Genomic DNA, 21,377 nt, shown 5'->3' with positions numbered 1-21,377 from the left:
CCGCTACAACGTCAGGAAAGGGCTGCTGCTTCCGTCTTCCCGGTGTACTTCACGTAACCCTCGGACTCGAGGACGTCGGCCAGCTCGCGGCCACCGGACTCGACGATGCGGCCGTTCGCGAAGACGTGCACGAAGTCGGGCTGGATGTACTTGAGGATCCGGGTGTAGTGCGTGATCAGCATGACGCCGACCTCACCGGAGGCCTTGTACCGGTTGACGCCCTCGGACACGACGCGCAGCGCGTCGACGTCGAGGCCGGAGTCGGTCTCGTCGAGGATCGCGACCTTCGGCTGGAGCAGGCCCAGCTGCAGGATCTCGTGGCGCTTCTTCTCACCGCCGGAGAAGCCCTCGTTCACCGAGCGCTCGGCGAACGCCGGGTCGATGTCGAGGTCGGCCATCGCGCCCTTGACCTCCTTGACCCAGTGGCGGAGGTTCGGGGCCTCGCCGCGGACGGCGGTGGCGGCGGTGCGCAGGAAGTTCGACATCGAGACGCCGGGGACCTCGACCGGGTACTGCATGGCGAGGAAGAGGCCCGCGCGGGCGCGCTCGTCGACGGACATCTCCAGGACGTCCTCACCGTCGAGCGTGACGGTGCCCGAGGTGATCGTGTACTTCGGGTGCCCGGCGATCGCGTAGGACAGCGTGGACTTGCCGGAGCCGTTGGGGCCCATGATGGCGTGCGTCTCGCCGGCCTTGATCGTCAGGTCGACGCCCTTGAGGATCTCCTTGGGAGCGTCCTCGCTGACGACCGAGACGTGCAGGTCCTTGATCTCAAGGGTGGCCATGACTTGCCGTTCTCCTGGTGGTGTAGCTAGAAGTCAGTTCGTGGTGGCGGTGACGTCGACGAAGACGTCGCCGTCACGGATGTCGACGGCGTAGACGTCGACCGGTTCGCTGGCGGGCGGTGACGAGGGCTTGCCGGTCTGCAGGTCGAAGCACGACCCGTGCAGCCAGCACTCGATCCCCTTGCGGGAGACCTCGCCCTCGCTCAGCGACACCGCGGCGTGCGAGCACAGGTCCGCGAGGGCGTGCACCCGCTCGCCCTCGCGCACCAGGACGACGTCGACGTCGTCCACGGTGGCGGCGAAGGGCTTGCGGTCGTCCAGGTCGGACAGTGCACACACCTTGATCACGCCCCGACCGCCTCGAGCTCTGCCTCGATGGCGGCCTCGAGGCGCTCGCGCACCTCGGGGACCGAGATCTTCGCGATCAGCTCCTGGAAGAAGCCGCGCACGACGAGCCGCCGCGCCTGGTGCTCCGGGATGCCGCGCGCCTGCAGGTAGAACAGCTGCTCGTCGTCGAACCGGCCGGTGGCGCTGGCGTGGCCCGCACCCTCGATCTCACCGGTCTCGATCTCCAGGTTCGGCACCGAGTCGGCGCGTGCGCCGTCGGTGAGCACCAGGTTGCGGTTGAGCTCGTAGGTCTCGGTGCCCTCGGCCGCCGCGCGGATCAGCACGTCGCCGATCCACACGGTGTGCGCGCCCTCGCCCTGCAGCGCGCCCTTGTAGACGACGTTGCTGCGGCAGTTGGGCTGCGAGTGGTCGATGAACGGGCGGTGCTCCTGGTGCTGGCCCGCGTCGGCGAAGTACAGACCGGCCAGGTCCGCGTCGCCGCCCTTGCCCGCGTACTGCACGACCGGCGTGATGCGGACGGCGTCGCCGCCCAGCGTCACCACGGTGTGCTTGATCGACGCGTCGCGGCCGAGCTTCACGTGGTGCTGCGAGACGTGCACCGCGTCGTCGGCCCAGTCGTGGATCGCGATCACCTGGAGGTGCGCGCCGTCCGCGACGAGGAGCTCGACGTTCTCGGCGTACGCGCCGGAACCCCGGTAGTCGAGGACGACGGTGCCCTCGGCGAACTGCGACGCCTTGACCAGCAGGTGGCCGTAGGCGACCTGGCCTTCGCCGGCACCGGTGACGGTGACGGTCGTGGGCTCGGACTTCGCGTCGCCGGGCAGCGTCACGACGGTGGCGTTCTCGAAGGACGTGTACGCCTGGGCCGCGATGCGGTCACCGGGGACACCGGCCCCGCCGAGGCGGTCGTCGTCACGACCGACCGTCTCGACGGTGACACCGGCGGCGGCGTTCACCTCGACGGCAGCGGAACCCGTTGCCGCAGCGCCGGAGTGCAGACCGGCAAGACGCTTGAGAGGCGTGAAGCGCCAGATCTCCTCACGGCCGCCCGGGACCTCGAACGCGTCCACGTCGTAGGACGTGAAGTGCTCCGCGCGCGAGGCGACCGGGACGACAGCGCCGTGGGAGTGAGGTTGAGTCGACAGGGCGGCCATGTCAGCCGACGGCCCCTTCCATCTGCAGTTCGATCAGGCGGTTCAGTTCGAGGGCGTACTCCATGGGCAGCTCGCGCGCGATGGGCTCGACGAACCCGCGCACGATCATGGCCATGGCCTCGTCCTCGTTGAGGCCGCGCGACATCAGGTAGAACAGCTGGTCCTCGGAGACCTTCGAGACCGTGGCCTCGTGGCCCATCGCGACGTCGTCCTCGCGGACGTCGACGTACGGGTAGGTGTCCGAGCGGCTGATGGTGTCGACCAGCAGCGCGTCGCACTTCACCGTGGACTTCGAGTGGTGCGCCCGCTTGTTGACCTGGACCAGGCCGCGGTAGGACGTGCGGCCACCGCCGCGCGCCACCGACTTCGACACGATGGTCGAGGAGGTGTGCGGGGCCATGTGGACCATCTTGGCGCCGGCGTCCTGGTGCTGGCCCTCGCCCGCGAACGCGATCGAGAGGACCTCGCCCTTGGCGTGCTCGCCCATCAGGAAGACGGCCGGGTACTTCATGGTCACCTTGGAGCCGATGTTGCCGTCGACCCACTCCATGGTCGCGCCCTCTTCGGCCTTGGCGCGCTTGGTGACCAGGTTGTAGACGTTGTTCGACCAGTTCTGGATCGTCGTGTAGCGGCAGCGGCCGCCCTTCTTCACGATGATCTCGACGACGGCCGAGTGCAGCGAGTCCGAGGAGTAGATCGGCGCCGTGCAGCCCTCGACGTAGTGCACGTACGCACCCTCGTCGACGATGATCAGCGTGCGCTCGAACTGGCCCATGTTCTCGGTGTTGATCCGGAAGTAGGCCTGCAGCGGGATGTCCACGTGGACACCCTTCGGCACGTAGATGAACGAGCCGCCGGACCACGTCGCGGCGTTGAGCGCCGAGAACTTGTTGTCACCCGCGGGGATGACGGAGCCGAAGTACTCCTTGAAGAGCTTCCGGCTGCTCCTTGAGGGCGGTGTCGGTGTCGAGGAAGAGGACACCCTGCTGCTCCAGGTCCTCGCGGATCTGGTGGTACACGACCTCGGACTCGTACTGGGCCGCGACGCCGGCGACGAGGCGCTGCTTCTCGGCCTCGGGGATGCCCAGGCGGTCGTAGGTGTTCTTGATCTCCTCGGGCAGGTCCTCCCAGGAGGTGGCCTGCTTCTCCGTGGACCGCACGAAGTACTTGATCGAGTCGAAGTCGATCCCAGAGAGGTCAGCGCCCCAGTTCGGCATCGGCTTGAGGTCGAAGAGCTTGAGCGCCTTCAACCGGTACTCGAGCATCCACTCGGGCTCGTCCTTCTTGGCCGAGATGTCGCGGACGACGTCCTCGCTGAGGCCTCGGCGGGCGCTCGCGCCGGCAACGTCCGAGTCGGCCCAGCCGAACTCGTAGTTGCCGAGAGACGCGATGGTCTCTTCCTGCGTGAGCGGAGACTGCACCGTGGTGGGCGTGCGCTGCTCGGCAGCGGCAGTCATGCGGGCTCCCCTCCATCATCTGGGATCCGTGAAATGTTCGGGATGTGCGTCGTGCACACGGCGTGGCCGCGGGCGATCGTCGCGAGGCGCTGCACGTGGGTTCCGAGGAGGTTCGCGAACGTCTCCGTCTCGGTCTCGCACAGCTGGGGGAACTCGGCAGCCACGTGGGCGACCGGGCAGTGGTGCTGGCACAACTGCTCACCCGCCCCCGCGGTGCGGGTCGCCGCAGCGTAACCCTCCCTGGTCAACGCGGCAGCGAGGGCCTTCGCCCGTTCGGCGGGTGTGGCCTGCGCCACGATCGCCGTCCGGTGCCGGTCCACGAGCGCGTCGACCCGACTTTGCGCGAACGCCCTGACCGCCTCTTCGCCACCCGTTTGGGCGAGGAACCGGATCGCGGCGACCGCGAGGTCGTCGTAGGCGTGGCCGAACCGGGCGCGCCCGGTGTCGGTCAGCAGGAAGAGCTTCGCCGGACGGCCCCGGCCCCGCTGGGTCTGGCGGGGGGCGTCCCTCGTCGTCGCCTCGCCGTCCGCGAGCAGTGCGTCGATGTGACGGCGCACGGCCGTGGGGCTGATGCCCAGTTCCTCGGCAACAGCGGCCGCGGTGACCGGACCCTGCTCCAGCAGGAGCCTGGCGACAGCGCGCCGAGTCTTGCCGTCGTGCTGCGACACGGCGTCAAGGTGGGTCTCGGCGTTTTTCACAACACCAGTGTTGCGTATTTCGCCGGAGGTCGCAAAGATCGCGGTCACAGGGTGACCTGACTCACGGCTGAGCGGGGCTGGATACGCTGCTGGCATGCCCACTTCCGGCGGAGCCGTGACTCCGGAGAGCGACCTCTTGAACGGTCGAGAGCGTCGTCAGCTGGACATCGTCCGCCGTTGGGGGACCATCGGCGCGCTGCTGCTCACCGTCGGGTCCCTGGGCGGTGGCGCCGCCCCCATCTACTCGCCGCTGTACGGCGTGCCCGTCCTCGGGCTCTTCTCGAGGATGCCCTCGGTCGCGATGGGGGTCGTCTGGACCGGCATCTTCATGATCGTGTCGGCGTGGCTCGCGCTGGGCCGGTTCGTGCGGCCGGGGCGGGTGCGGATCGTGTCGCGCAGCCAGATGGACCGCACGCTGCTGATGTGGACCGTGCCGCTGGTGTTCTGCGTGCCGATGTTCTCCCGCGACGTGTACTCCTACCTGGCGCAGAGCGAGATCGCGGCCCGCGGCCTGGACCCGTACGAGCTCGGCCCGGCCTCGGCGCTGGGCGTGGACCACGTGCTGACCCGCGGTGTGCCGAACATCTGGCGGGAGACCCCGGCGCCGTACGGGCCGCTGTTCCTCGCGGTCGGCCGGCTGCTGGCGATGGTCACCGGCGACCACGTCGTGTCGGGCGTGTTCGTGCACCGGCTGCTCGTGCTGTGCGGCCTGGTGATGATCGTGTGGGCGCTGCCGCGGCTGGCCGCCCGCTTCGGCGTGTCGCCGGTCGGGGCGCTGTGGCTGGGCGCGCTGAACCCGCTGGTGCTGTTCCACATCGTCATCGGCGTGCACAACGACGGCCTGGCACTGGGCATGATGCTGGTCGGCATCGAGTTCGCGCTGCGCGGTCTGGAACCGCTGCGGTGGTGGTGGATCACGTTCGGCGCGGCCACGATCGTGTGCGCGGCCATGGTGAAGATCCCCGCGATGGCCGCCCTTGGTTTCGTGGGCGTGCTGGTGGCGCGCAAGCTCGGCGGCAGCTTCAAACACCTGCTGGTGGTGGCCGCGGTCATGGCCGCGATAGCCGGCGTGGGGGTGGTCGCGATCTGCCTCGGCACCGGCTTCGGGTTCGGGTGGATCGAGACGCTGAACGTCGCCTCGGTCGTGAAGTCGTGGATGTCACCGCCGACCGCGCTCGGCTTCATGGGCGGCGGCCTGGGCATCCTGCTGAGCCTCGGCAACCACACCGACTCGATGATCGCGCTCGCCCGCCTGCTCAGCCAGGGCATCTCGATCGTGATCACCGTGGTGCTGCTGTGGCGGACGTTCAAGGGCCGGCTGAAGGCGATGAACGCCCTGGGAGCGGCCCTGGGAGCGATCCTGGTGCTCGGGCCGGTGCTGCAACCCTGGTACGTGCTGTGGGCGGTGCTGCCGATGGCGACGGCCGTGATCGGGCCGCGGTTCCGCGGGTTCGCGATGGTGACGAGCGCGGTGATCGCGGTGATCCTGCCGCCGACCGGGTCGGCGTTCGACGGGCGGGCGTACACGGTGCCGCAGGCGGTGGCGGGGGCGGTGATCACGTTCGCGGTTTGTGTGTTGATCGCGCGGAAGCGGGTTGGGCCGTTTTTGAAGTCCGATGCGGTGTGAGGTGGGGGTGCGGCTAGCTCGGGGGTGAGGGCGGCGCGGGTGTGAGGGCGGCGCGGGTGTGAGGGCGGCGCGGGTGTGAGGGCGGCGCGGGTGTGAGGGCGGCGCGGGCGGGCGTGCGAGCGGGTTTGCGGGCGGCGGACCAGTGCGGCTCAACGGCGGGCCTGACCGGGGGCCGGAGCCTGACCAGCCGGGGCGCGGCAAGGGGGTGTTTCCGGACATCCACAAGACGCAGCCGGGCGTGGATCCGGACACGATTCACCCGTCCGGGTGGCGCCGTGGACTGTCGGCTGCGGCGAAAGCAGCAGTAACCACACAACTCCAGCGGACGACTACCCGGCAGAGGGGAAGATCGAAGCTGGAGGGGGTGGTGCGGCATGTCCGAGGAGACCGCACGAGCCGAACAGACCGAGCAAGCCGCGCAGCCAACGCAAGCCGCGTCAGCCGGAAAGCCGGAACAGCCCGAACAACCGAAAAAGCCGGAGCAGCCGGAAAAGCCCGCCCACGCCGGACAGCCCATGTCCCGCGAGGAGGTCCGCTTCGCCGTCGTCCTCAACGGCGGCGTCAGCCTCGCCGTCTGGATGGGCGGCACGGTGCTCGAACTGGACCGGCTGACCAGGCCGGGGTCGGTCTACCAGCCGCTGCTCGACCTGGTGGGGTGCACGGCCAGGGCCGATGTCATCGCCGGCACGTCCGCCGGGGGGATCAACGGGGCCGCGCTCGCGTTGTCGCAGGTCAACAAGAACGCGGACCTGAGCAGGCTGCGGGACCTGTGGGCGGAGCAGGGGCGGATGGAGCAGCTGCTCAGGACGCCGTTCAAGGGGGCGCCGGCGTCGCTGTTGCAGGGGGACGAGTTCTTCCTGCCGAGGTTGCAGGAGGCGTTGGCGCGGCTCACCAGCGACTTCGAGCCCACCGCGCCGGACGAGCGGCCGATCGACCTGCGGATCACGACCACGCTGCTCGGGGGTGTGCCGACCACGAGCTACGACGACCTCGGGCAGCCGTTGACGCAGTCGGTGCACCAGGGCAGCTTCTCGTTCCGGCGTGATCCCTACTCGTGGGTCAGCGAGGTCACCAGGGACGACTTCGCGGCCGGGGGGATCGACGAGCGGGTGCTGCAGTTGGCGTTGGCCGCGCGCAGCAGTGCGAGTTTTCCGTTCGCGTTCGAGCCGAGCTTCATCCCCGTCGGCGGGCAGCCCTCGCCGGGCCGGCCGGACATGGCGGACGTGGCGAGCTGGGCGAACGGCGGGGACCGGAGCCGGTTCGCCGTGGACGGCGGGGTGCTGGTCAACACGCCGACCAGGGAGGCGCTGGAGGCGATCGACCGGATGCCGGCGGACGGGCCGGTGCGGCGGGTGATGTTGCTGGTGTTCCCGCACGCCGAGCCGCTCGGGTCGGAGCCGCGGGCGGACGTGGCAGGGGCGGGGCCGACGACGGTGGCGGCCGGGGCGCGGTTGCTGAGCGCCATGTCGAGCCAGGCGAACCGGACCTACGTCGAGAAGATCGAGGAGCACAACCGGCGCGCGGCGGGCAGCAGGGGCGGGCGGATGGCGTTGCTCGAACGGTTGCACGCCGGGGGGCAGGACGTGGTCGGCGAGGTGTACTCGCTGGCGGACAAGCTGTTCGGGCACTACGAGGACGTGGAGATCCGGCTCGCGGCACGGCAGGTGGCCGCGCAGCAGTTCGCGTTGCCCAAGGGGAACCCGGCGAACTGGTCGTTCGAACGGGCGCGGCGGGCCGCGGAGAACGCGCAGCGGGCGTGGAAGAGGAAGCACGGTGTGCTGCCGTACGTGCCGGGGGTGCGGTTGCCGAGCACGGTGTGCCGCGCGGACCTGGGCTGGGAGTGGGGCATCACGATGGCCGAGCGGCTCGGGGCCTCGGCGCTCGACCTGCTCAAGCGGCTCGTGTGGGTGGCGCCGGACGGGCAGGCGGAGCGGATCGCGCGGGCCCGCGGGGAGCTGCACCAGGTGAGGGCGGAGCTGCGGCGGCTGCGCGAGGAGCTGTTCGCCTGGCAGCCGTCGGACTCGCTGGGCGAGGAGTACTGGACCGGGCGGCTGGCGAGCTACCACGAGCTGATGGTCGACGGGCACCTCGGGCTGGAGGTCAAGGCGCAGGTCGCCGAGATCGGGCGGGTCGTCGGGGCGGCGCAGGAGGTCGTGCGCGACCTCGACGAGCACCGGCTCAAGCTGGGTGGGCTGAGCGCGTGGCACGCGTTGCTCGGCACGGCGGCCACCGCGCAGGAGGCGGGGCTGTCGGAGGCGGAGCGGTGGCTGAGCCGGTTGCTGGCGCTGGAGGTCGCGGGCACGTGCCTGTCCGACGACGCGTCGACGGGGCTGGACACGCCGGTCGAGCTGGTGCAGGTGTCGCTGCAGACGCGCAACGCGTTCGCGCAGCAGTCGCTCACCGCCGACGACAAGGCGGGCGGGGCGTCGCTGTCGCGGTTCTCCGGGTTCCTCAAGAGGTCCTGGCGGGTCAACGACTGGATCTGGGGGCGGCTCGACGGTGCCACGATGCTGTGCCGGGTGCTGTTCGACCCGCGCCGGCTGCGGCGGATGGACCTCCTCGGCCGTCCCGAGGGTGACACCCGCACCGCCGCGCAACGTGCGGAAGCGGTGGTGCAGAACGTGATCGGGCACATGTTCGGTCCCGAGCTGCCGGTGCGGGTCGCAGCGTGCGCGAACGAGGCCGCGAAGGAGCTGCAGGGCATCTACGAGGCGGAGGGTGAGCTGTCGCCGTCGTCGCTGAAGCTCGCCGAGCTGGCCGCGTGGGGCCTGCACTGGCGGATCATCTGCGAGGAGCTGCCCCGGCTGCGGGCGGCGATCATCGCCGACCGCGGAGACGGGGCGGACGCGCGGTCGCGTGGCGAGCTGTTCCTGGAGGAGCACGCGGACCTGTTGCGGCGCCTGGAGTTCCCGCAGGAGCACACGGTCACCCTGGGCATGGCGGCGCTGACGGCGTTCGACCGCGCGGGCATCGGCCGCGAGCCGCTCACCCAGGAGGCGGCGTCGGACCAGATGATCCGCACGGCGGCGACCGCGGCGGCGGTGGCGGTCACGGTGGCCGACTCGGAACGCGCCGGACTCAGGGCGGTGCGGCCGGTCACCAGGGTCATGCGCGGCGGCGCGCTGTTGCCGTACTGGACGATCACCGGGCTGACCAGGGGCGGGAACCTCGCGCAGTTCCTCGGTCTGCTCGGGCTCGCGGTCGGCGGGGCGCTGGTCGTGATGGCGTTGTTCGGGTTGCTGCCGTCGTGGGCGGCCGGGCCCGGCGCGGCGGTCGGTGCCGCGTCGCTGCTGGCCGCGTTCGGGTACGCCGCGCTGCGGTCCGGCACGCTGCTGCACGGGCTGGTGCTGCTGTCGCCGGTGATCCCACTGGCGGCGGTCGCGGTCGACCGGGTGCCGGACGACCGCTCGCAGCTCACCACCGGCACGGTCACCGTCGGCGGTGTGGTCGTGGTGGTGGCGGCGCTGCTGTTGCTGGGGTCGCTGCCGGCGCCGATCCGCACCCCGCTGGCGGTGCTCGCCGACTTCCGGCCGCTGGAGGTGCTGCGGCGGCGCTGGAAGCAGGCCGCCGTCGTGGCCGTGGCGGCCGGGCTGGTGTGGTCGGTGTGGCAGTTCGAGCTGCACACCCGGCCGTGGCTGGTGATCCCGACGTCCGTCCTGTGTGGAGCGTTCGGGGTGTGGATGGCGCTGTCGGGCGGCAAGTCGTTGCAGCGGTGGCGCCGGGTGGAGGGCGTGTGGGGCACCGAACGCGCCGAACCGCCCGCCGCGGCGACCGCGGGCTGGGCGGTCGTCTACGGCATCGCCTACCTCGCGGCCGCGGACGTGCTGCTGCTGGTGCGGCCGGGCGGCTGGGGCTGGCGGGCGGTGATCGGCACGGCGCTGGTGTTCGGGCTGACGCTGCTGCTGATCACGTCCTGGTACGTGCCGAGGGCGGAACGGCGGCGCATCCGCGAGCAGCTGGTCACCGAGGCGATCCCGGCGATCTACCCCGGCGGCTGCGACGTCGCGGCGGTGCTGCGGGAGCGGCTGGAGGGCCACGCCTCGCTGTACCGGTTCCTGATCGACGGGGAGGGTGAGCACCCCGCAGGGCTCACCCTCTCCCGCACCGGGCAGGTCGTCGCGCAGCGGATCGAGCGGAAGCTCAGGCCGCCAGCGCGATGACCGGCGCAGGGCGGCCCATCGCCCGTGCGTAGAGACCTTCGAACCGCTCCAGGGTCGCCGCCAGCGCGTGGTGCGAGATGATCTCGCTGCTGGCGGCGCCCATGCGGGCCCGCGTGGGCGCGTCGTGCACGAGCGCGTGCAGGCGCTGGGCCAGTGCGGTCACGTCACCGGGTTCGAACAGCCAGCCGTTGCGGCCGGGATGCACGAGGTGCGGCAGCGCCATGGCGTTCGCGGCGATCACCGGCTTGCCCGCGGCCATCGCCTCCATGGTGGCGAGGCTCTGCAGCTCGGCGACACCGGGCATCACGAACAGGTCGGCGCGGGCGTAGGCGTCGAGCAGCTCGTCCTCGGACACGAACCCGTGGAACCGCACCCGGTCGGTGATGCCGAGGTCGCGGGCCAGCAGCTCCCACTCCGCGCGGCACGTGCCGTCGCCGACGACCTCACCGAGCGTGCCGGGCACGCGTGCGAGGGCGCGCAGGAACTCGTCGACGCGCTTCTCCTCGTCGAGCCGGCCGACGAACAACGCGGTGGGCCGGTCGTTGCGGGTGACCTCGCGCTGGTAGCGGGCGATGTCGATGCCGCACGACACGGGCATGGCGCGTTCGGGGAACCCGCTGTCGTGCAGCAGCTGCACGGCGCGCGGTGTCGGTGCGGTGACGATGTCGGCACGGCCGAAGACCCGTGCGAGGTCGCGGTAGGCCCATCTGCGGGACAGGCCCTGCAGGAACGCCGGCACGTGCGCGTGGCTGAACAGGTTCTCCGGCATGAAGTGGTTGGTGGCGAGGGTCGGGATGCCCCGCGCGGCGGCGGAGCCGAGGACGTACCGGCCGACCACGAAGTGCGCCTGGACGTGCACGACGTCCGGCTTGAGCGCCTGGACGAGCACGTCGGCCTCCTCCTTCGCCTGCCACGGCAGGCAGAAGCGGAAGTCCGGGTAGAACGGCAGCCGGTGCGAACGCAGGCGGTGCACGGTCACGCCCTCGATCTCGGTGGCCTTGGGCGAGTCGGGTGCGATGACGTGGACGTCGTGCCCGCGGGAGGCGAGACCGACGGCGAGGCGCTGGGCGAACCGCGCGGCTCCGTTGACGTCCGGCGGGAACGTGTCGGCGGCGATGACGACGCGCAGCGCGCTGGAGGTGTTCACGGGAAGCTCCGTTCGAAGAGGGACACGAGGGTGACGGGCGAGGGCGAAAACACCACTGGCTGCGGCGAGCGCGCAGGCGAGCAGCAGGGCACCGATCCACGCGGACAGGTGCGCGGCTTCGCCGAGGAGGAAGGCGCCGATGCCCACGGCGACCAGCGGGTCCACCACGGTCAGGCAGGCGACGGCGAGATGAGGGGGTCCTCCCGCGTAGGCGTGCTGGACGAGCCAGCCGCCGACCGCGAGCGAAAGGGCGATGCCGAGCACGGACGCCACGTGCGAAAGGCCGAAACCGCCCTGCTGCACCGACTGGGAGACGGCGCGCATGAGCACTGACACGTAGCCGTAGGCGACACCACCGGCTGATGCGAACGCCACGGCGCGAACGCGCGCGTTCGTCGTGAGCGCGGCTGTCACACCGGGGATGGCGATCAGGCCGAGGCACACCAGTCCGGCCGTGAGCTCGGCGTCGGGCACGACCTCGGTGGCGGTCGCGCTGCCGGACGCGAGGAACACGAACGCGCCCACGCCCACCGTGGTGAGCAGGATCGCGGGCAGCTCGCTCAGCCGCCGGTCCAGCAGCGCGGTCAGGCCGATCGCGACCACGCCGATCGGCTGCACGACCGTGAGCGGCGCCATGCCGAGCGCCGCCGCGTGCACCCCGGCACCGGCGACGAGCAGGGCGAGCCCGCCCAGCCAGCGGGGTTGCCGCAGCACGCTCGCGCGGGCACCGGTCTCGGCGACCGCGTCGTGCTGCAGGCGTGCCGCGAGGGCGAAGCACACGGCGCCGAGCACGGCGAGGGTGATGGCGAGCAGGGTCATGTCGTCCGCCTGAGCTGGGTGGCCGCGATTGCGAAGAGAAGTCCGTAAAGGGCGGCGAACAAAACGCGTTCGGTGAGCCCGCGCGCCTCGAAACCGGCGAAGGAAACGTGGCTGACCATGAATGCCGCACTCGACACCGTGGCCGTTATTGCGATACCGAGCAGAGCCGGAAATTTGCGCGCGATGAGCAGTCCGGCGACCGGCAACGCGGCGAACATGACGGCGCCGGCGTAGCGGTGGACGTAGCCCGACAGCGACGTCGGTGCCCCCGTCGGATCGGTCGGGAAGATCGTCGAGACGGTCAGACCGGCCGACCAGACACCGATCAGCCACTGCGCTGACCTGCCCGCACCCCGCAGGCTGATGGCCAGCAACGCCGACACGGCCGCGAGGCTGAGGGACGTCGCCGCCAGCCATTCGGTGCCGTTGCGGACGAACACGTAGTCGCTGACGACGTCGCTGACCGGGTCGAGCTGCCCCGCCGACACCACGTGCAGGTAAAAAATCGGAACCAGTGAGAACACCAGTCCCCCGAGCACCAGTCCCCGTCTTCTGTCCCCCACCTCGATCACGTGAAAAGTCTCTTGTGACGGCGGTGATCAACCAATGGGGAACTCCCCCGAGCGGACCCTGAGGTGTCCCTGACTTCCCGGGGTAGGGCCAGCCCCACCCTTTCCCGTCCGCCTTCGTCAAGGGCGCCCCGCGAACGTTTGCGCCACCCCTGCGGAGGTCACGCGGGGGCCCCGCGTTCCCCTCAGCGGCACGCGGGGCCCCCGCGTGCACGTGTGCGGAGTGCACGCGGGGAGCTTTCGTGCGCTCCTGGTGCACGCGGGCGCCCCGCGTGCACCAGGAGCGGGGGCGACCGAATAGGGTGGGCGCTCGTGAGCCCGAATCCCCAGCCTGCGGTGGAAGTGTCGGGGCTGGTCAAGAGGTACGGCTCGAAGACCGCCGTCGACGGCCTGGACCTCGTGCAGCCGACCGGCACCGTTCTCGCCCTGCTCGGGCCCAACGGCGCCGGCAAGACGACGACCGTCGAGGTCTGCGAGGGCTTCCGTTCCGCGGACGGCGGGTCCGTGCGCGTTCTCGGGCTGGAGCCCGGCAGTGAGGCGCTGCGCCCGCGCATCGGCGTGATGCCGCAGGGCGGCGGCGGTTACCCCGGCATCCGCGCCGAGGAGATGCTGAACCTCGTGGCGGCCTGCGCGGCGCACCCGCTCGACCCCCGGTGGCTGATCGAGGTGCTCGGACTGTCCGGCGCGGTGAAGACCCCCTACAAGAGGCTGTCGGGCGGCCAGCAGCAACGGCTGTCGCTCGCGTGCGCGTTGATCGGGCGCCCCGAGCTGGTGTTCCTCGACGAACCGACCGCAGGCATGGACCCGCAGGCCCGCCGTCTGGTGTGGGACCTCGTGGGGGCCCTCCGCGACGACGGCGTGTCCGTGCTGCTGACGACGCACCTCATGGACGAGGCCGAGGCGTTGGCCGACCAGGTCGTCATCATCGACCAGGGCCGTGTCGTCGCGCAGGGCACGCCCGCCGAGCTGACCGCGAACCGGGCCGACGACCAGCGGCTGCGGTTCCGCGCACGGCCCGGCCTCGACACGTCGCTGCTGACGGCCGCACTGCCCGAGGGCCTGAAGGTGCGCGAGGCCACCCGCGGCGGCTACGTCGTCGAAGGCCTGATCGACCCGCAGGTCGTGTCCACGGTCACGTCGTGGTGCGCCCAGCAGGGCGTGCTGGCCGAGGAGCTGACCGTGGCCAGGCGCAGCCTCGAAGACGTGTTCCTGGAGCTGACCGGCAGGGAGCTGCGCTCATGACCACCTTCGCTCCCGGCACCTTCACGCCCAAGCCCGGCCGCGGCTCGCTCGGCCGCATGCTGTTCGCGCACGCCCGCACCGAGGCGATGCTGACGTTGCGCAACGGCGAGCAGATCCTGCTCACGGTGCTCATCCCGCTGGCGCTGCTCGTCGCCCTCAGCCTGATGTCGGTCATCCCGATGCCCGAGCCGCGCGTCGGGTCGGCCACCGCCCGGATCTTCGCGCTGGCGATCATCTCGTCGGCGTTCACCGGCCAGGCCATCGCGCTCGGCTTCGACCGCCGCTACGGCGTGCTGAAGCGGCTGTCGGCCTCCGCACTGCCCCGCTGGCTGCTCGTCGCCGGACGGGTCTGCGGCGCGCTCGTCGTGGTGGCGCTGCAGATCGCGCTGCTCGCCGTGACGGCGCTGTTCCTCGGCTGGGACGTGCAGCCCGCCGGGCTGCCGTGGCTGGTGCTGATGGTCGTCCTGGGCACGCTGACGTTCGGCGCGCTGGGCGTCCTGCTCGGCGGGTCGCTGCGCGCGGAGGTCGTGCTGGCGCTCGCGAACATCATCTGGTTCGTGCTGCTGATGGCCGGCGGCGTCGCGCTGTCGGTGCCGGTCGGGTTCGTGCACCTGCTGCCGTCCGCCGCGCTCGCCGAGGCGCTCGAAGCCGCTGTGGTGCACGGCACGGCACCGGGTGCGGGCCCCGTCGCGGTGCTCGTGGCCTGGGGCGTTGCCGCCGGGGCACTGGCGACCCGGACGACGCGGCTCACCTGACCCGGCATACCATCGGTCCGTGTCTCGATTGACCGCTTTCATCGTTCCGTTGCAACGCGCCCTCGCGATCGCCGCCATCATCGCGCAGGGCGGCATCGCGGTCACCGGGTCGATCGTGCGCGTCACCGGCTCCGGGCTCGGCTGCCCGACGTGGCCGGAGTGCGTGCCCGGCAGCATCGTCCCGGTCGAGCACCCCGACGTCGCCGCCCTGCACCAGTGGGTCGAGTTCGGCAACCGCACCCTGTTCGGCGTCATCGGCATCATCACGGGCCTGTGCCTGGTCGCCGCGGTGCTGAACAAGCCGCGCCGCCGCCGCGTGATCGTGCTCGCCGCGGTCCAGGTCGGTGGCGTGCTCGCCCAGGCCGTGATCGGCGGCCTGACCGTCCGGCTCGGACTGGTGTGGTGGAGCGTCTCCGTCCACTTCATGGTCTCGATGGTGCTGGTGTGGTTCGCCGTGCTGCTCCTGCGGTCGCTGAGCGAGGGCGACGGACCCGCCCGCTGGCTGGTCCCCGCCGGCGCGCGCGGGCTGCAGGTCGTGATGGCCGTCGTGATGTACCTGCTGCTGATCGCGGGCACCTTCGTCACCGCCGCCGGCCCGCACGCGGGCGACTCGAAGACGCCGCGCCTGGACGTGCCGGTGCCGACGCTCGCGCAGATCCACGCCGACCTGCTGTTCCTGTTCCTGGGCATGCTGATCGCGATGGGCTTCTTCGTCCGCAACCGCTCCTACTGGGTCCTGGTGGGCGTCGTGCTCGCCCAGGGTGCGCTGGGCATGGTCCAGTACTGGACCGGGGTGCCCGAGGTGCTCGTGTCGATCCACGTCCTGGGCGCCGGTGCCGTCGTCGTCGCCACGGCGATGCTGTGGACGTCCTCACGTGAACGCACCGTCGAGGTCGAGGTGCCCGCGGCCACCGGTCAGGCGCTCAGCAAGGCCTGAGCCTCGGTCTGCCCGTTGTGCCTCGCCCAGTGGGCGGGGGTCGCCTCGAAGTTCGCGTCGGTGGCGGTCCGGTCGGCGCCCGCGCCGAGCAGGACCCGGATGACGCCGAGGTGCCCGCGTTCGGCCGCCAGGTGCAGCGCGGTGACGCCCTCGCCGTGCATCGGACCGCCGAAACCGGTGCGCTGGTCCGGGTTCGCGCCCAGGTCGAGCAACGTGCGGGTGGCGTTCTCCAGACCGCACCACGCCGCCCACGCCAGCGCCGTGCCGCGGTAGACGTCCGCGTCGACGCGGGCACCGCGCTGGAGCAGCTCGCCGAACACCTCGGTGCGGTCGTTGCGCGCCGCCCACGCGAGCGCCTCGTCCAGCACCTCCTGCGGGTCGGCCGTCGGCCACCAGCGCGGGAAACCGCTGTGCGGCCGGTAGTAGCCGCGGCCCGCCTCGGGTTCCACCGCCAGGTCCAGGTCGCCCAGTCCGGCGGCGGTGCGCAGGTTCGGCGGGTGGACCCCGTGCCGTGCCAGCAGTTCCGCGGTCTCCCGGTGGCCCCAGAACAACGCGACCGTCAACGGGGTGCCGCCCGCCCCGCGCGCTTCGAGGTCGGTGCGGGCGCCCGCGGCGAGCAGCACCTCGGCCAGGTGCGGCTGGTTCGCGTACGCCGCCTGGTGCAACGCGGTCCAGCCGTGGACGTTGCGGTGGTTCACGTCGGCGCCGTCGTCGAGCAGCACCCGCACGAGGCGTTCGTCGTGTTTGGCGGTGGCCATGCCGAGCAGGTCGTTCCCGTTGGTGCCGCTGGCCTTCACCAGCCACGGGTCACGCGCGAGCAGCGCCGCCAGCTCGGCCGGGTGCTGCAGCTCGACCGCCTGGTAGGCGCGGGCGAACGGGCGCGGGTTGCGGATGTGCGCCTTGAGCGTCTTCCAGTCCTCGCACCCGTGTGCCTGCGCGAGCACGATGTGCGCGCCCTCGTCCGTCAGCGGCACACCGTCGAAGACCTCCAGCGCACCCGGCACGCCGTCCCACGCGGAGGCGAGCAGTCCGCGCGCCCGTTCCTCGTAGTACTCGATGTCGTCGCGGAACGGGTGCCACATGCACCCAAGCTACTTGGGCGACGCGGGCCTGCGCTCCCACAGGGCCGGGATTTCCGCTGAGAGCCAACCGTAGAGGTGGTCGACGGTCTTCAGCCGCATCGCCCGCTCCGGATCGCCGCTGAGCAGCCGCATGCCGTCGTCGGTCAGCGTCTGCACGCTCGCGATGGCGTGGAGCTTGCGCTGCACGAAGTCCGACCAGGCCTTCTCGTTGATCCGGTACTCCGCGGCCTGCCGGCCCCGCCGGGTCCGCTTGGTCACGAGCCCCGAGTTGACCAGGAACTTGAGGTTCGTGCTGATCGAGCCGCTGCTCGCCTCCAGCTCCTGCGACAGCTCGGCGGCGGTGCGCTCCACGGGCTGGCAGACCAGCAGGTAGCCGAGGATGCGCCCGCCGATCAGCGGGATGCCCTCCTCGGCGAAGTGGGCCGCGAACCGCTCGATCCAGGCGGACAGGCGGGTTTCCCTGCCGACGCTCATCGATGTTCCCCTTCGGTCGACACTGAAATCATCGTAGCGATCTTGTCAACGACCTGGGGGTGGTGGTGCGGTTCAGGCGTACAGGGTGGGGTTGCCCCAGGCGAGCTCGGGCAGGTGGTTCGACCGCCCGCCGGCGATGTTCGCGCCGGCCAGCAGCGGGTGCACCGTCGTGCCCGGCCGGTAGGCGACCAGCCGCAGCCGCAGCGCGTCGGTGACGTCGAGGCTCAGCAGGCGCGGCCCGCCCTGTCCCGCCGAGCGCTGCTCGCGCGGCACCCCGTCGACGACCACCTCGAACACACCGGTCTGGCCCGCGTCCACGGCGTCGTCGAGGACGCCGACCGTGGCCTCGAAGCGGCGGAACCGGCGGCCCAGGTTGAACTCGACCTGCCCCTTCGGCTCGTGGCAGAAGCCCGAGCAGCGGTAGACGACGCTCTCGCCGTAGTGCCGGCCGTTGAGGTTCGCGCCGCCCAGCACCACGTCCGGCGAACGGCTGGCCACCGGCAACGACGTGAGGCGGGTGGTGTCGGCCGGCGGAGGGGGCGGAACGCTGCCGTCGGAGCCCGCGAACGGCCGCACGGCGTCGAGGATCTGCATCAGGTCGTAGTCGGCGGACCGGTGGTGCAGGCGCAGGTACTGGTGCCCTGCGATCGCCGCGATCGTCGGCGGCAGGTCCGCGGCCGACGGCATCGCCGTGTCCCCCACCAGGACCGGTACGACCCGCGCGCCCGCCCGCAGCGCCAGCTCGATCTCGAAGCGCACCCAGTCGCCCGGCGCGGCGATCCGCGGCACGCCCCCGTCGGCGACGGTGAGCCAGCGCGGGCCGATCACCGCCAGCAGCACCGCGCACGAGGAGGCCGCGCGGACGAGCTCCGGGTCGAACGGGACACCCGGCTCGATGCTCGCGCTGGAGCGGAACACCCGGTCGCGGCCGAGCACCCGGCTGAGCTTCCGGTCGATCAGGACGGCGCTGACCTGGCCGTCACCACCGCGGAAGTTGATGAAGACGACACCCATGGACCATTGTGGACACAGGTGGGCCCCGCGAACTGGACATCCGCTGGACACTTCAAGGTCAATGCGCGGCGGGGTGCTCCGTTCGGCGGTGCCGCGTGCTTTTCTCGTCGCATGGCCGGTGTGTTCGTCAACTACCGCGTGAAGGACAACCCCTACGGCGCGGCGTCGATCACGCAGGTGCTGCGCGACCACTTCGGCGCCGACCTGGTCTTCCGCGACGCCGTGTCGATGGAGCCGGGCACCCACTACCCCAGCGAGATCCGCAGGGCGTTGCACGAGGCCGACGTCCTGGTCGCCGTCGTCGGGCCGCACTGGCTCGTGCCCGACCCCGGCACCGGTCGCCCGCGCCTCGAGTCACCGGGCGACTGGGTGCACGACGAGATCGCCCACGCGCTGGCGAACGGCATCCCGATCGTGCCCGTCCTGCTGGAGGACGCGCCGCGACCGAAGCACGGGGACCTCCCGGCGGGCATCCGCGGGTTCGCGAGCATCCAGGCGCAGGCGCTCAGCCACCGGCGGTTCCACCAGGACATGGCCGAGCTCGTGGCGAGGCTGGTCGGCCTGGTCCCGTCGCTCGTGGTGCCGAGCCTGTTCGCCCAGCCGCCGCAGCCGTTCGAGCCCGGGGCCGCTCCCAGCACCCTGTTGCTGCCCGAGCGCGCCGTGGTGCCGTTCCACGGCCGGGACCGCGAGCTGGCCGACCTGGTCGCGTGGGCGCACGCCTCCGCTCCCAACGCGGCCAGGCTGGTCGTCGGCCCGGCCGGCTGCGGCCGGACCCGGCTCGCGGTCGAGCTGTGCCGGCGGATGACGGCCGACGGGTGGCTCGCCGGTCTGCTCGCCGGGCAGGCGCCCGCCGCTCAGATCCGGCGCACCAGCGCGGTCGACCGGCCGCTGCTCGCCGTCGTGGACGACGCCGAGCAGCGCTCCGAGCAGCTGGTGGCGCTGGCGGAGGCGGTCGCGGCGCGGTCGGCGGTGCACGACGCCCCGACCCGCCTGCTGCTGCTCGGCCGGTCCGACGGCAGCTGGCTGACCGCGCTGCGGGAGCACCGCGACGACCGGGTGGCCGCGTTGTTCCGCACCGCGGGCCGGTCCGGCACGGTGACGTTGCAGCCCTGCCCGCCCGGTCTGTCGATCACCACCGCCGTGACCGCGTTCGCCGGTGTCCTCGGCGTGGAGCCGGTCGCCGTCGCCGCCCCGCCGGGAACGGTCCTGGACCTCCAGGCCCGCGCGCTCACCGCCGTGCTCGGCGAGACCGGCCCCGACCCCCTCGCGGCGCTGCATCGCCACGACGTCGCGCTGCGCGCCGGTTCCCCCTCGCTCGCGATCATCGGGACCCTGGCGACGCTGTGCGCCCCGGCGTCGGCGGAGGAGGCCGAGGCGCTGGTCGTCCGCCTGCCCGACTTCCTCGGCCAGGCCCCGGACGCCGTGCGCACGCAGGTGGCGGCGTGGTCGCGCCTGCACCCCGGCCCCTACCCGCTCACCGCGCTGCGCCCGGACGCGCTCGGCGAGCACCTCGTCGCCGCGACCCTGGCCGAGCACCCGGCACTGGTCACGACCGTGGCCGTGGCGTTCCCGGACGAGTGGCTGACCACGGCGCTCACCGTCCTCGGCCGGGCGCTGCCGCGGCACCCCGGGCTGCTGGACGCGGTCACGGCGCTGTTCCACGCCGCACCGCGCCGGCTCGAACCGCTGGTGAGCGTCGCGCTCACCCGGCTCGACGAGCCGGAGCCGTTCGCCCGCGCCATCGCGAACGAGATGGGCAAGCTCGACTGGTCGATGCAGGACGTCATGTCGTTGCTGCAGAACGTGTCCACCGGCGGCACCGCGCACGACCCGTTGCGCGGCGCCGCGATGGAGGCGCTGCTCAAGGCGTGGAACGGGTTCACCGACCAGATTCGGTCGCACAGCGGAACGCCCGTCGCGCCACCGCCGGAACCGCTCGGCCGCATCCTCACCGGCCTCACGAAGCTCGCGGAGGACTTCGCGGTGTCGTTCGTCGACCCGGGGTCCGGCCGCGCCCCGCGGGGTCCGGACGGCAAACCGCTCCTGCCGCCGCAGGTGATGGGGGTGCTGCGCGACCTCTACACAGCACAGCAGCGGGAGAAGGGGGACCAGCAGGATGGATGACGACGTTCTCGCCAGCTCCGCCGTACACGCCTTGTCGCAGTACGTCATCCGCAAGAACGAGGTGGGCCCGGCCGCGTACGACGCGCGGCTGGAGGGCCTGCTCGGGCACCTGGAGGCGAAGCTGTCCGGCCCGTACCCGCAGGAGATCCTGGCGCGCTTCCTCGCGAACCCGGCCGACCCGGTCGAGGTGGAGACGCTGCGCCTGCACCTGGCGCGCGAGCTGCGCCAGGACCCCGGCTTCGGCCGCCGGCTCTACGCAGACCTGGGAGGCAGGGTCGTGACGGCACCGAAGCGCGGGCGGTGGAAGATCGCGGCGGGTGCGGCGGCGGCGGTCGTGCTGCTGCTGCTCGGGTTCATCGCCGCGAAGGCGTTCTCGTCCGGTCAGCCCGCCCCGCCGACGGCACTGCCGGCCACGACGACCCCAGCGGTGACCACCACGACCGCGACGACGAGCACCACCACGGCCAGGCCGTCCTCGTCGAACGCGCTGCCGACCGGGTCGCTGCCGGCCTCGGCGGTGCCCGGTGACGGCAGCTCGCTGTCCGCGGACGCGCCGGTGTGGCTCGTCGAGCTGCCGGTGCCGGGCAACAGCTGGTCCTTCACCCGCGGCGACCACGACGTGCAGCTGACGCAGCACCAGAACTCCGCGTTCACGAGCCTCGACTCGTGCTACACGACCAGCAGCGACCAGCAGGTCAGGCTGAAGAACTTCACGCGGCTGGAGGTCGCGGCGGTCGGCACCGACGCGACGTCCGACCCGCAGCTGGTGGTGAAGTTCCAGGTGTTCGTCAACAGCGACCTGGTCAAGCCGGTCGCCGAGGTCGTGGTCAACCCCGGTGAGGCGAAGCCGCTCAAGGCCGACCTGCCGCCGAACGTGTTCGCGCTGACCCTGAGGTCGTCCGTCGCCACGGTCGACAAGGCGCAGTGCCGCTCCGGCAAGGCCGTGTGGGGCTCGCCGTACGTGGTGGCCGCCGGCGCCGCCTGA

The 21,377-nt window shown here is 71.8% G+C and carries 16 protein-coding genes and 1 pseudogene; 7 read left to right on the top strand and 10 right to left on the bottom strand.

Annotated features, from left to right (window positions below):
• Window positions 1-11 precede the first annotated feature (11 nt).
• The 5 genes and pseudogenes from sufC to ACVDFE_RS18680 all read right to left on the bottom strand — a co-directional run bounded on the left by sufC (window position 12) and on the right by ACVDFE_RS18680 (window position 4,412).
• Window positions 12-785: a Fe-S cluster assembly ATPase SufC gene (gene sufC / locus ACVDFE_RS18700; protein ID WP_266041288.1), complete on the bottom strand. Its 774-nt coding sequence runs from the start codon at window positions 783-785 to the stop codon at window positions 12-14.
• Window positions 786-818: 33 nt separating this feature from the next.
• Window positions 819-1,133, bottom strand: a complete 315-nt coding sequence (locus tag ACVDFE_RS18695; RefSeq protein ID WP_360400305.1) for a non-heme iron oxygenase ferredoxin subunit — start codon at window positions 1,131-1,133, stop codon at window positions 819-821.
• Window positions 1,130-2,287: a Fe-S cluster assembly protein SufD gene (sufD, locus tag ACVDFE_RS18690; RefSeq protein ID WP_458431227.1), complete on the bottom strand. Its 1,158-nt coding sequence runs from the start codon at window positions 2,285-2,287 to the stop codon at window positions 1,130-1,132. Before sufD ends, ACVDFE_RS18695 begins: the two co-directional genes overlap by 4 nt.
• A 1-nt stretch (window position 2,288) precedes the next feature.
• Window positions 2,289-3,744: pseudogene (gene sufB / locus ACVDFE_RS18685) on the bottom strand (Fe-S cluster assembly protein SufB).
• Entirely contained in the window at window positions 3,741-4,412 is a 672-nt protein-coding gene (locus ACVDFE_RS18680) for a helix-turn-helix transcriptional regulator (RefSeq protein WP_458431226.1), read from the bottom strand. Before ACVDFE_RS18680 ends, sufB begins: the two are co-directional and overlap by 4 nt.
• Before the next feature lie 124 nt (window positions 4,413-4,536).
• Here ACVDFE_RS18680 and mptB point away from each other — a divergent pair, with 124 nt between their 5' ends.
• Both mptB and ACVDFE_RS18670 read left to right on the top strand, forming a co-directional pair.
• The gene (mptB, locus tag ACVDFE_RS18675) at window positions 4,537-6,069 is read left to right on the top strand and encodes a polyprenol phosphomannose-dependent alpha 1,6 mannosyltransferase MptB (protein ID WP_360400294.1); all 1,533 of its coding nucleotides are present in this window, start codon (window positions 4,537-4,539) and stop codon (window positions 6,067-6,069) included.
• A gap of 515 nt (window positions 6,070-6,584) precedes the next feature.
• Window positions 6,585-10,229: a patatin-like protein gene (locus ACVDFE_RS18670; protein WP_458431225.1), complete on the top strand. Its 3,645-nt coding sequence runs from the start codon at window positions 6,585-6,587 to the stop codon at window positions 10,227-10,229.
• Here the strand turns inward: ACVDFE_RS18670 and ACVDFE_RS18665 are convergent.
• Together ACVDFE_RS18665 and ACVDFE_RS18660 are read right to left on the bottom strand one after the other, a co-directional pair.
• The gene (locus tag ACVDFE_RS18665) at window positions 10,210-12,195 is read right to left on the bottom strand and encodes a glycosyltransferase (RefSeq protein WP_458431224.1); all 1,986 of its coding nucleotides are present in this window, start codon (window positions 12,193-12,195) and stop codon (window positions 10,210-10,212) included. The genes ACVDFE_RS18670 and ACVDFE_RS18665 overlap by 20 nt on opposite strands.
• Entirely contained in the window at window positions 12,192-12,767 is a 576-nt protein-coding gene (locus ACVDFE_RS18660; RefSeq protein WP_458431222.1) for a DUF998 domain-containing protein, read from the bottom strand. The genes ACVDFE_RS18665 and ACVDFE_RS18660 overlap by 4 nt, the downstream gene beginning before the upstream one ends.
• A gap of 309 nt (window positions 12,768-13,076) precedes the next feature.
• On the opposite strand from ACVDFE_RS18660, the gene ACVDFE_RS18655 reads away from it, so the two are divergent.
• From ACVDFE_RS18655 to ACVDFE_RS18645, 3 genes are read left to right on the top strand one after another with little or no spacing between them, the layout of a single operon-like run.
• Window positions 13,077-14,006: an ABC transporter ATP-binding protein gene (locus ACVDFE_RS18655; RefSeq protein WP_458431221.1), complete on the top strand. Its 930-nt coding sequence runs from the start codon at window positions 13,077-13,079 to the stop codon at window positions 14,004-14,006.
• Complete coding sequence (locus ACVDFE_RS18650; RefSeq protein ID WP_360400279.1) at window positions 14,003-14,761, top strand: ABC transporter permease; 759 nt, start codon at window positions 14,003-14,005, stop codon at window positions 14,759-14,761. The genes ACVDFE_RS18655 and ACVDFE_RS18650 overlap by 4 nt, the downstream gene beginning before the upstream one ends.
• A 19-nt stretch (window positions 14,762-14,780) precedes the next feature.
• Complete coding sequence (locus ACVDFE_RS18645) at window positions 14,781-15,698, top strand: COX15/CtaA family protein (protein ID WP_458431219.1); 918 nt, start codon at window positions 14,781-14,783, stop codon at window positions 15,696-15,698.
• Here ACVDFE_RS18645 and ACVDFE_RS18640 read toward each other — a convergent pair.
• From ACVDFE_RS18640 to ACVDFE_RS18630, 3 genes are all read right to left on the bottom strand, one after another.
• Entirely contained in the window at window positions 15,677-16,780 is a 1,104-nt protein-coding gene (locus ACVDFE_RS18640; protein WP_458431217.1) for an ankyrin repeat domain-containing protein, read from the bottom strand. The genes ACVDFE_RS18645 and ACVDFE_RS18640 overlap by 22 nt on opposite strands.
• Before the next feature lie 9 nt (window positions 16,781-16,789).
• Window positions 16,790-17,254, bottom strand: coding sequence for a GbsR/MarR family transcriptional regulator (locus ACVDFE_RS18635; protein ID WP_360400270.1), 465 nt, complete (start codon window positions 17,252-17,254; stop codon window positions 16,790-16,792).
• Window positions 17,255-17,326: 72 nt separating this feature from the next.
• Window positions 17,327-18,268, bottom strand: coding sequence for an NPCBM/NEW2 domain-containing protein (locus tag ACVDFE_RS18630; protein ID WP_458431214.1), 942 nt, complete (start codon window positions 18,266-18,268; stop codon window positions 17,327-17,329).
• A gap of 111 nt (window positions 18,269-18,379) precedes the next feature.
• Here ACVDFE_RS18630 and ACVDFE_RS18625 point away from each other — a divergent pair, with 111 nt between their 5' ends.
• Both ACVDFE_RS18625 and ACVDFE_RS18620 read left to right on the top strand, forming a co-directional pair.
• Window positions 18,380-20,392 (top strand): toll/interleukin-1 receptor domain-containing protein, encoded by a 2,013-nt coding sequence (locus ACVDFE_RS18625; protein ID WP_458431213.1) that lies wholly within the window; start codon window positions 18,380-18,382, stop codon window positions 20,390-20,392.
• Window positions 20,385-21,377: a hypothetical protein gene (locus ACVDFE_RS18620; protein ID WP_458431212.1), complete on the top strand. Its 993-nt coding sequence runs from the start codon at window positions 20,385-20,387 to the stop codon at window positions 21,375-21,377. Before ACVDFE_RS18625 ends, ACVDFE_RS18620 begins: the two co-directional genes overlap by 8 nt.

The organism is Lentzea chajnantorensis (genome assembly GCF_054300775.1).
This window is presented reverse-complemented; position numbering and strand designations above follow the sequence as displayed.

What these genes read in the sequence shown, in the direction of transcription:
- sufC (WP_266041288.1), bottom strand. Translation starts at nt 785, where the DNA reads ATGGCCACCCTTGAGATCAAGGACCTGCACGTCTCGGTCGTCAGCGAG.
- sufD (WP_458431227.1), bottom strand. Translation starts at nt 2,287, where the DNA reads ATGGCCGCCCTGTCGACTCAACCTCACTCCCACGGCGCTGTCGTCCCG.
- mptB (WP_360400294.1), top strand. Translation starts at nt 4,537, where the DNA reads ATGCCCACTTCCGGCGGAGCCGTGACTCCGGAGAGCGACCTCTTGAAC.
- ACVDFE_RS18670 (WP_458431225.1), top strand. Translation starts at nt 6,585, where the DNA reads ATGTCCCGCGAGGAGGTCCGCTTCGCCGTCGTCCTCAACGGCGGCGTC.
- ACVDFE_RS18665 (WP_458431224.1), bottom strand. Translation starts at nt 12,195, where the DNA reads ATGACCCTGCTCGCCATCACCCTCGCCGTGCTCGGCGCCGTGTGCTTC.
- ACVDFE_RS18650 (WP_360400279.1), top strand. Translation starts at nt 14,003, where the DNA reads ATGACCACCTTCGCTCCCGGCACCTTCACGCCCAAGCCCGGCCGCGGC.
- ACVDFE_RS18640 (WP_458431217.1), bottom strand. Translation starts at nt 16,780, where the DNA reads ATGTGGCACCCGTTCCGCGACGACATCGAGTACTACGAGGAACGGGCG.
- ACVDFE_RS18635 (WP_360400270.1), bottom strand. Translation starts at nt 17,254, where the DNA reads ATGAGCGTCGGCAGGGAAACCCGCCTGTCCGCCTGGATCGAGCGGTTC.
- ACVDFE_RS18630 (WP_458431214.1), bottom strand. Translation starts at nt 18,268, where the DNA reads ATGGGTGTCGTCTTCATCAACTTCCGCGGTGGTGACGGCCAGGTCAGC.
- ACVDFE_RS18625 (WP_458431213.1), top strand. Translation starts at nt 18,380, where the DNA reads ATGGCCGGTGTGTTCGTCAACTACCGCGTGAAGGACAACCCCTACGGC.
- ACVDFE_RS18620 (WP_458431212.1), top strand. Translation starts at nt 20,385, where the DNA reads ATGGATGACGACGTTCTCGCCAGCTCCGCCGTACACGCCTTGTCGCAG.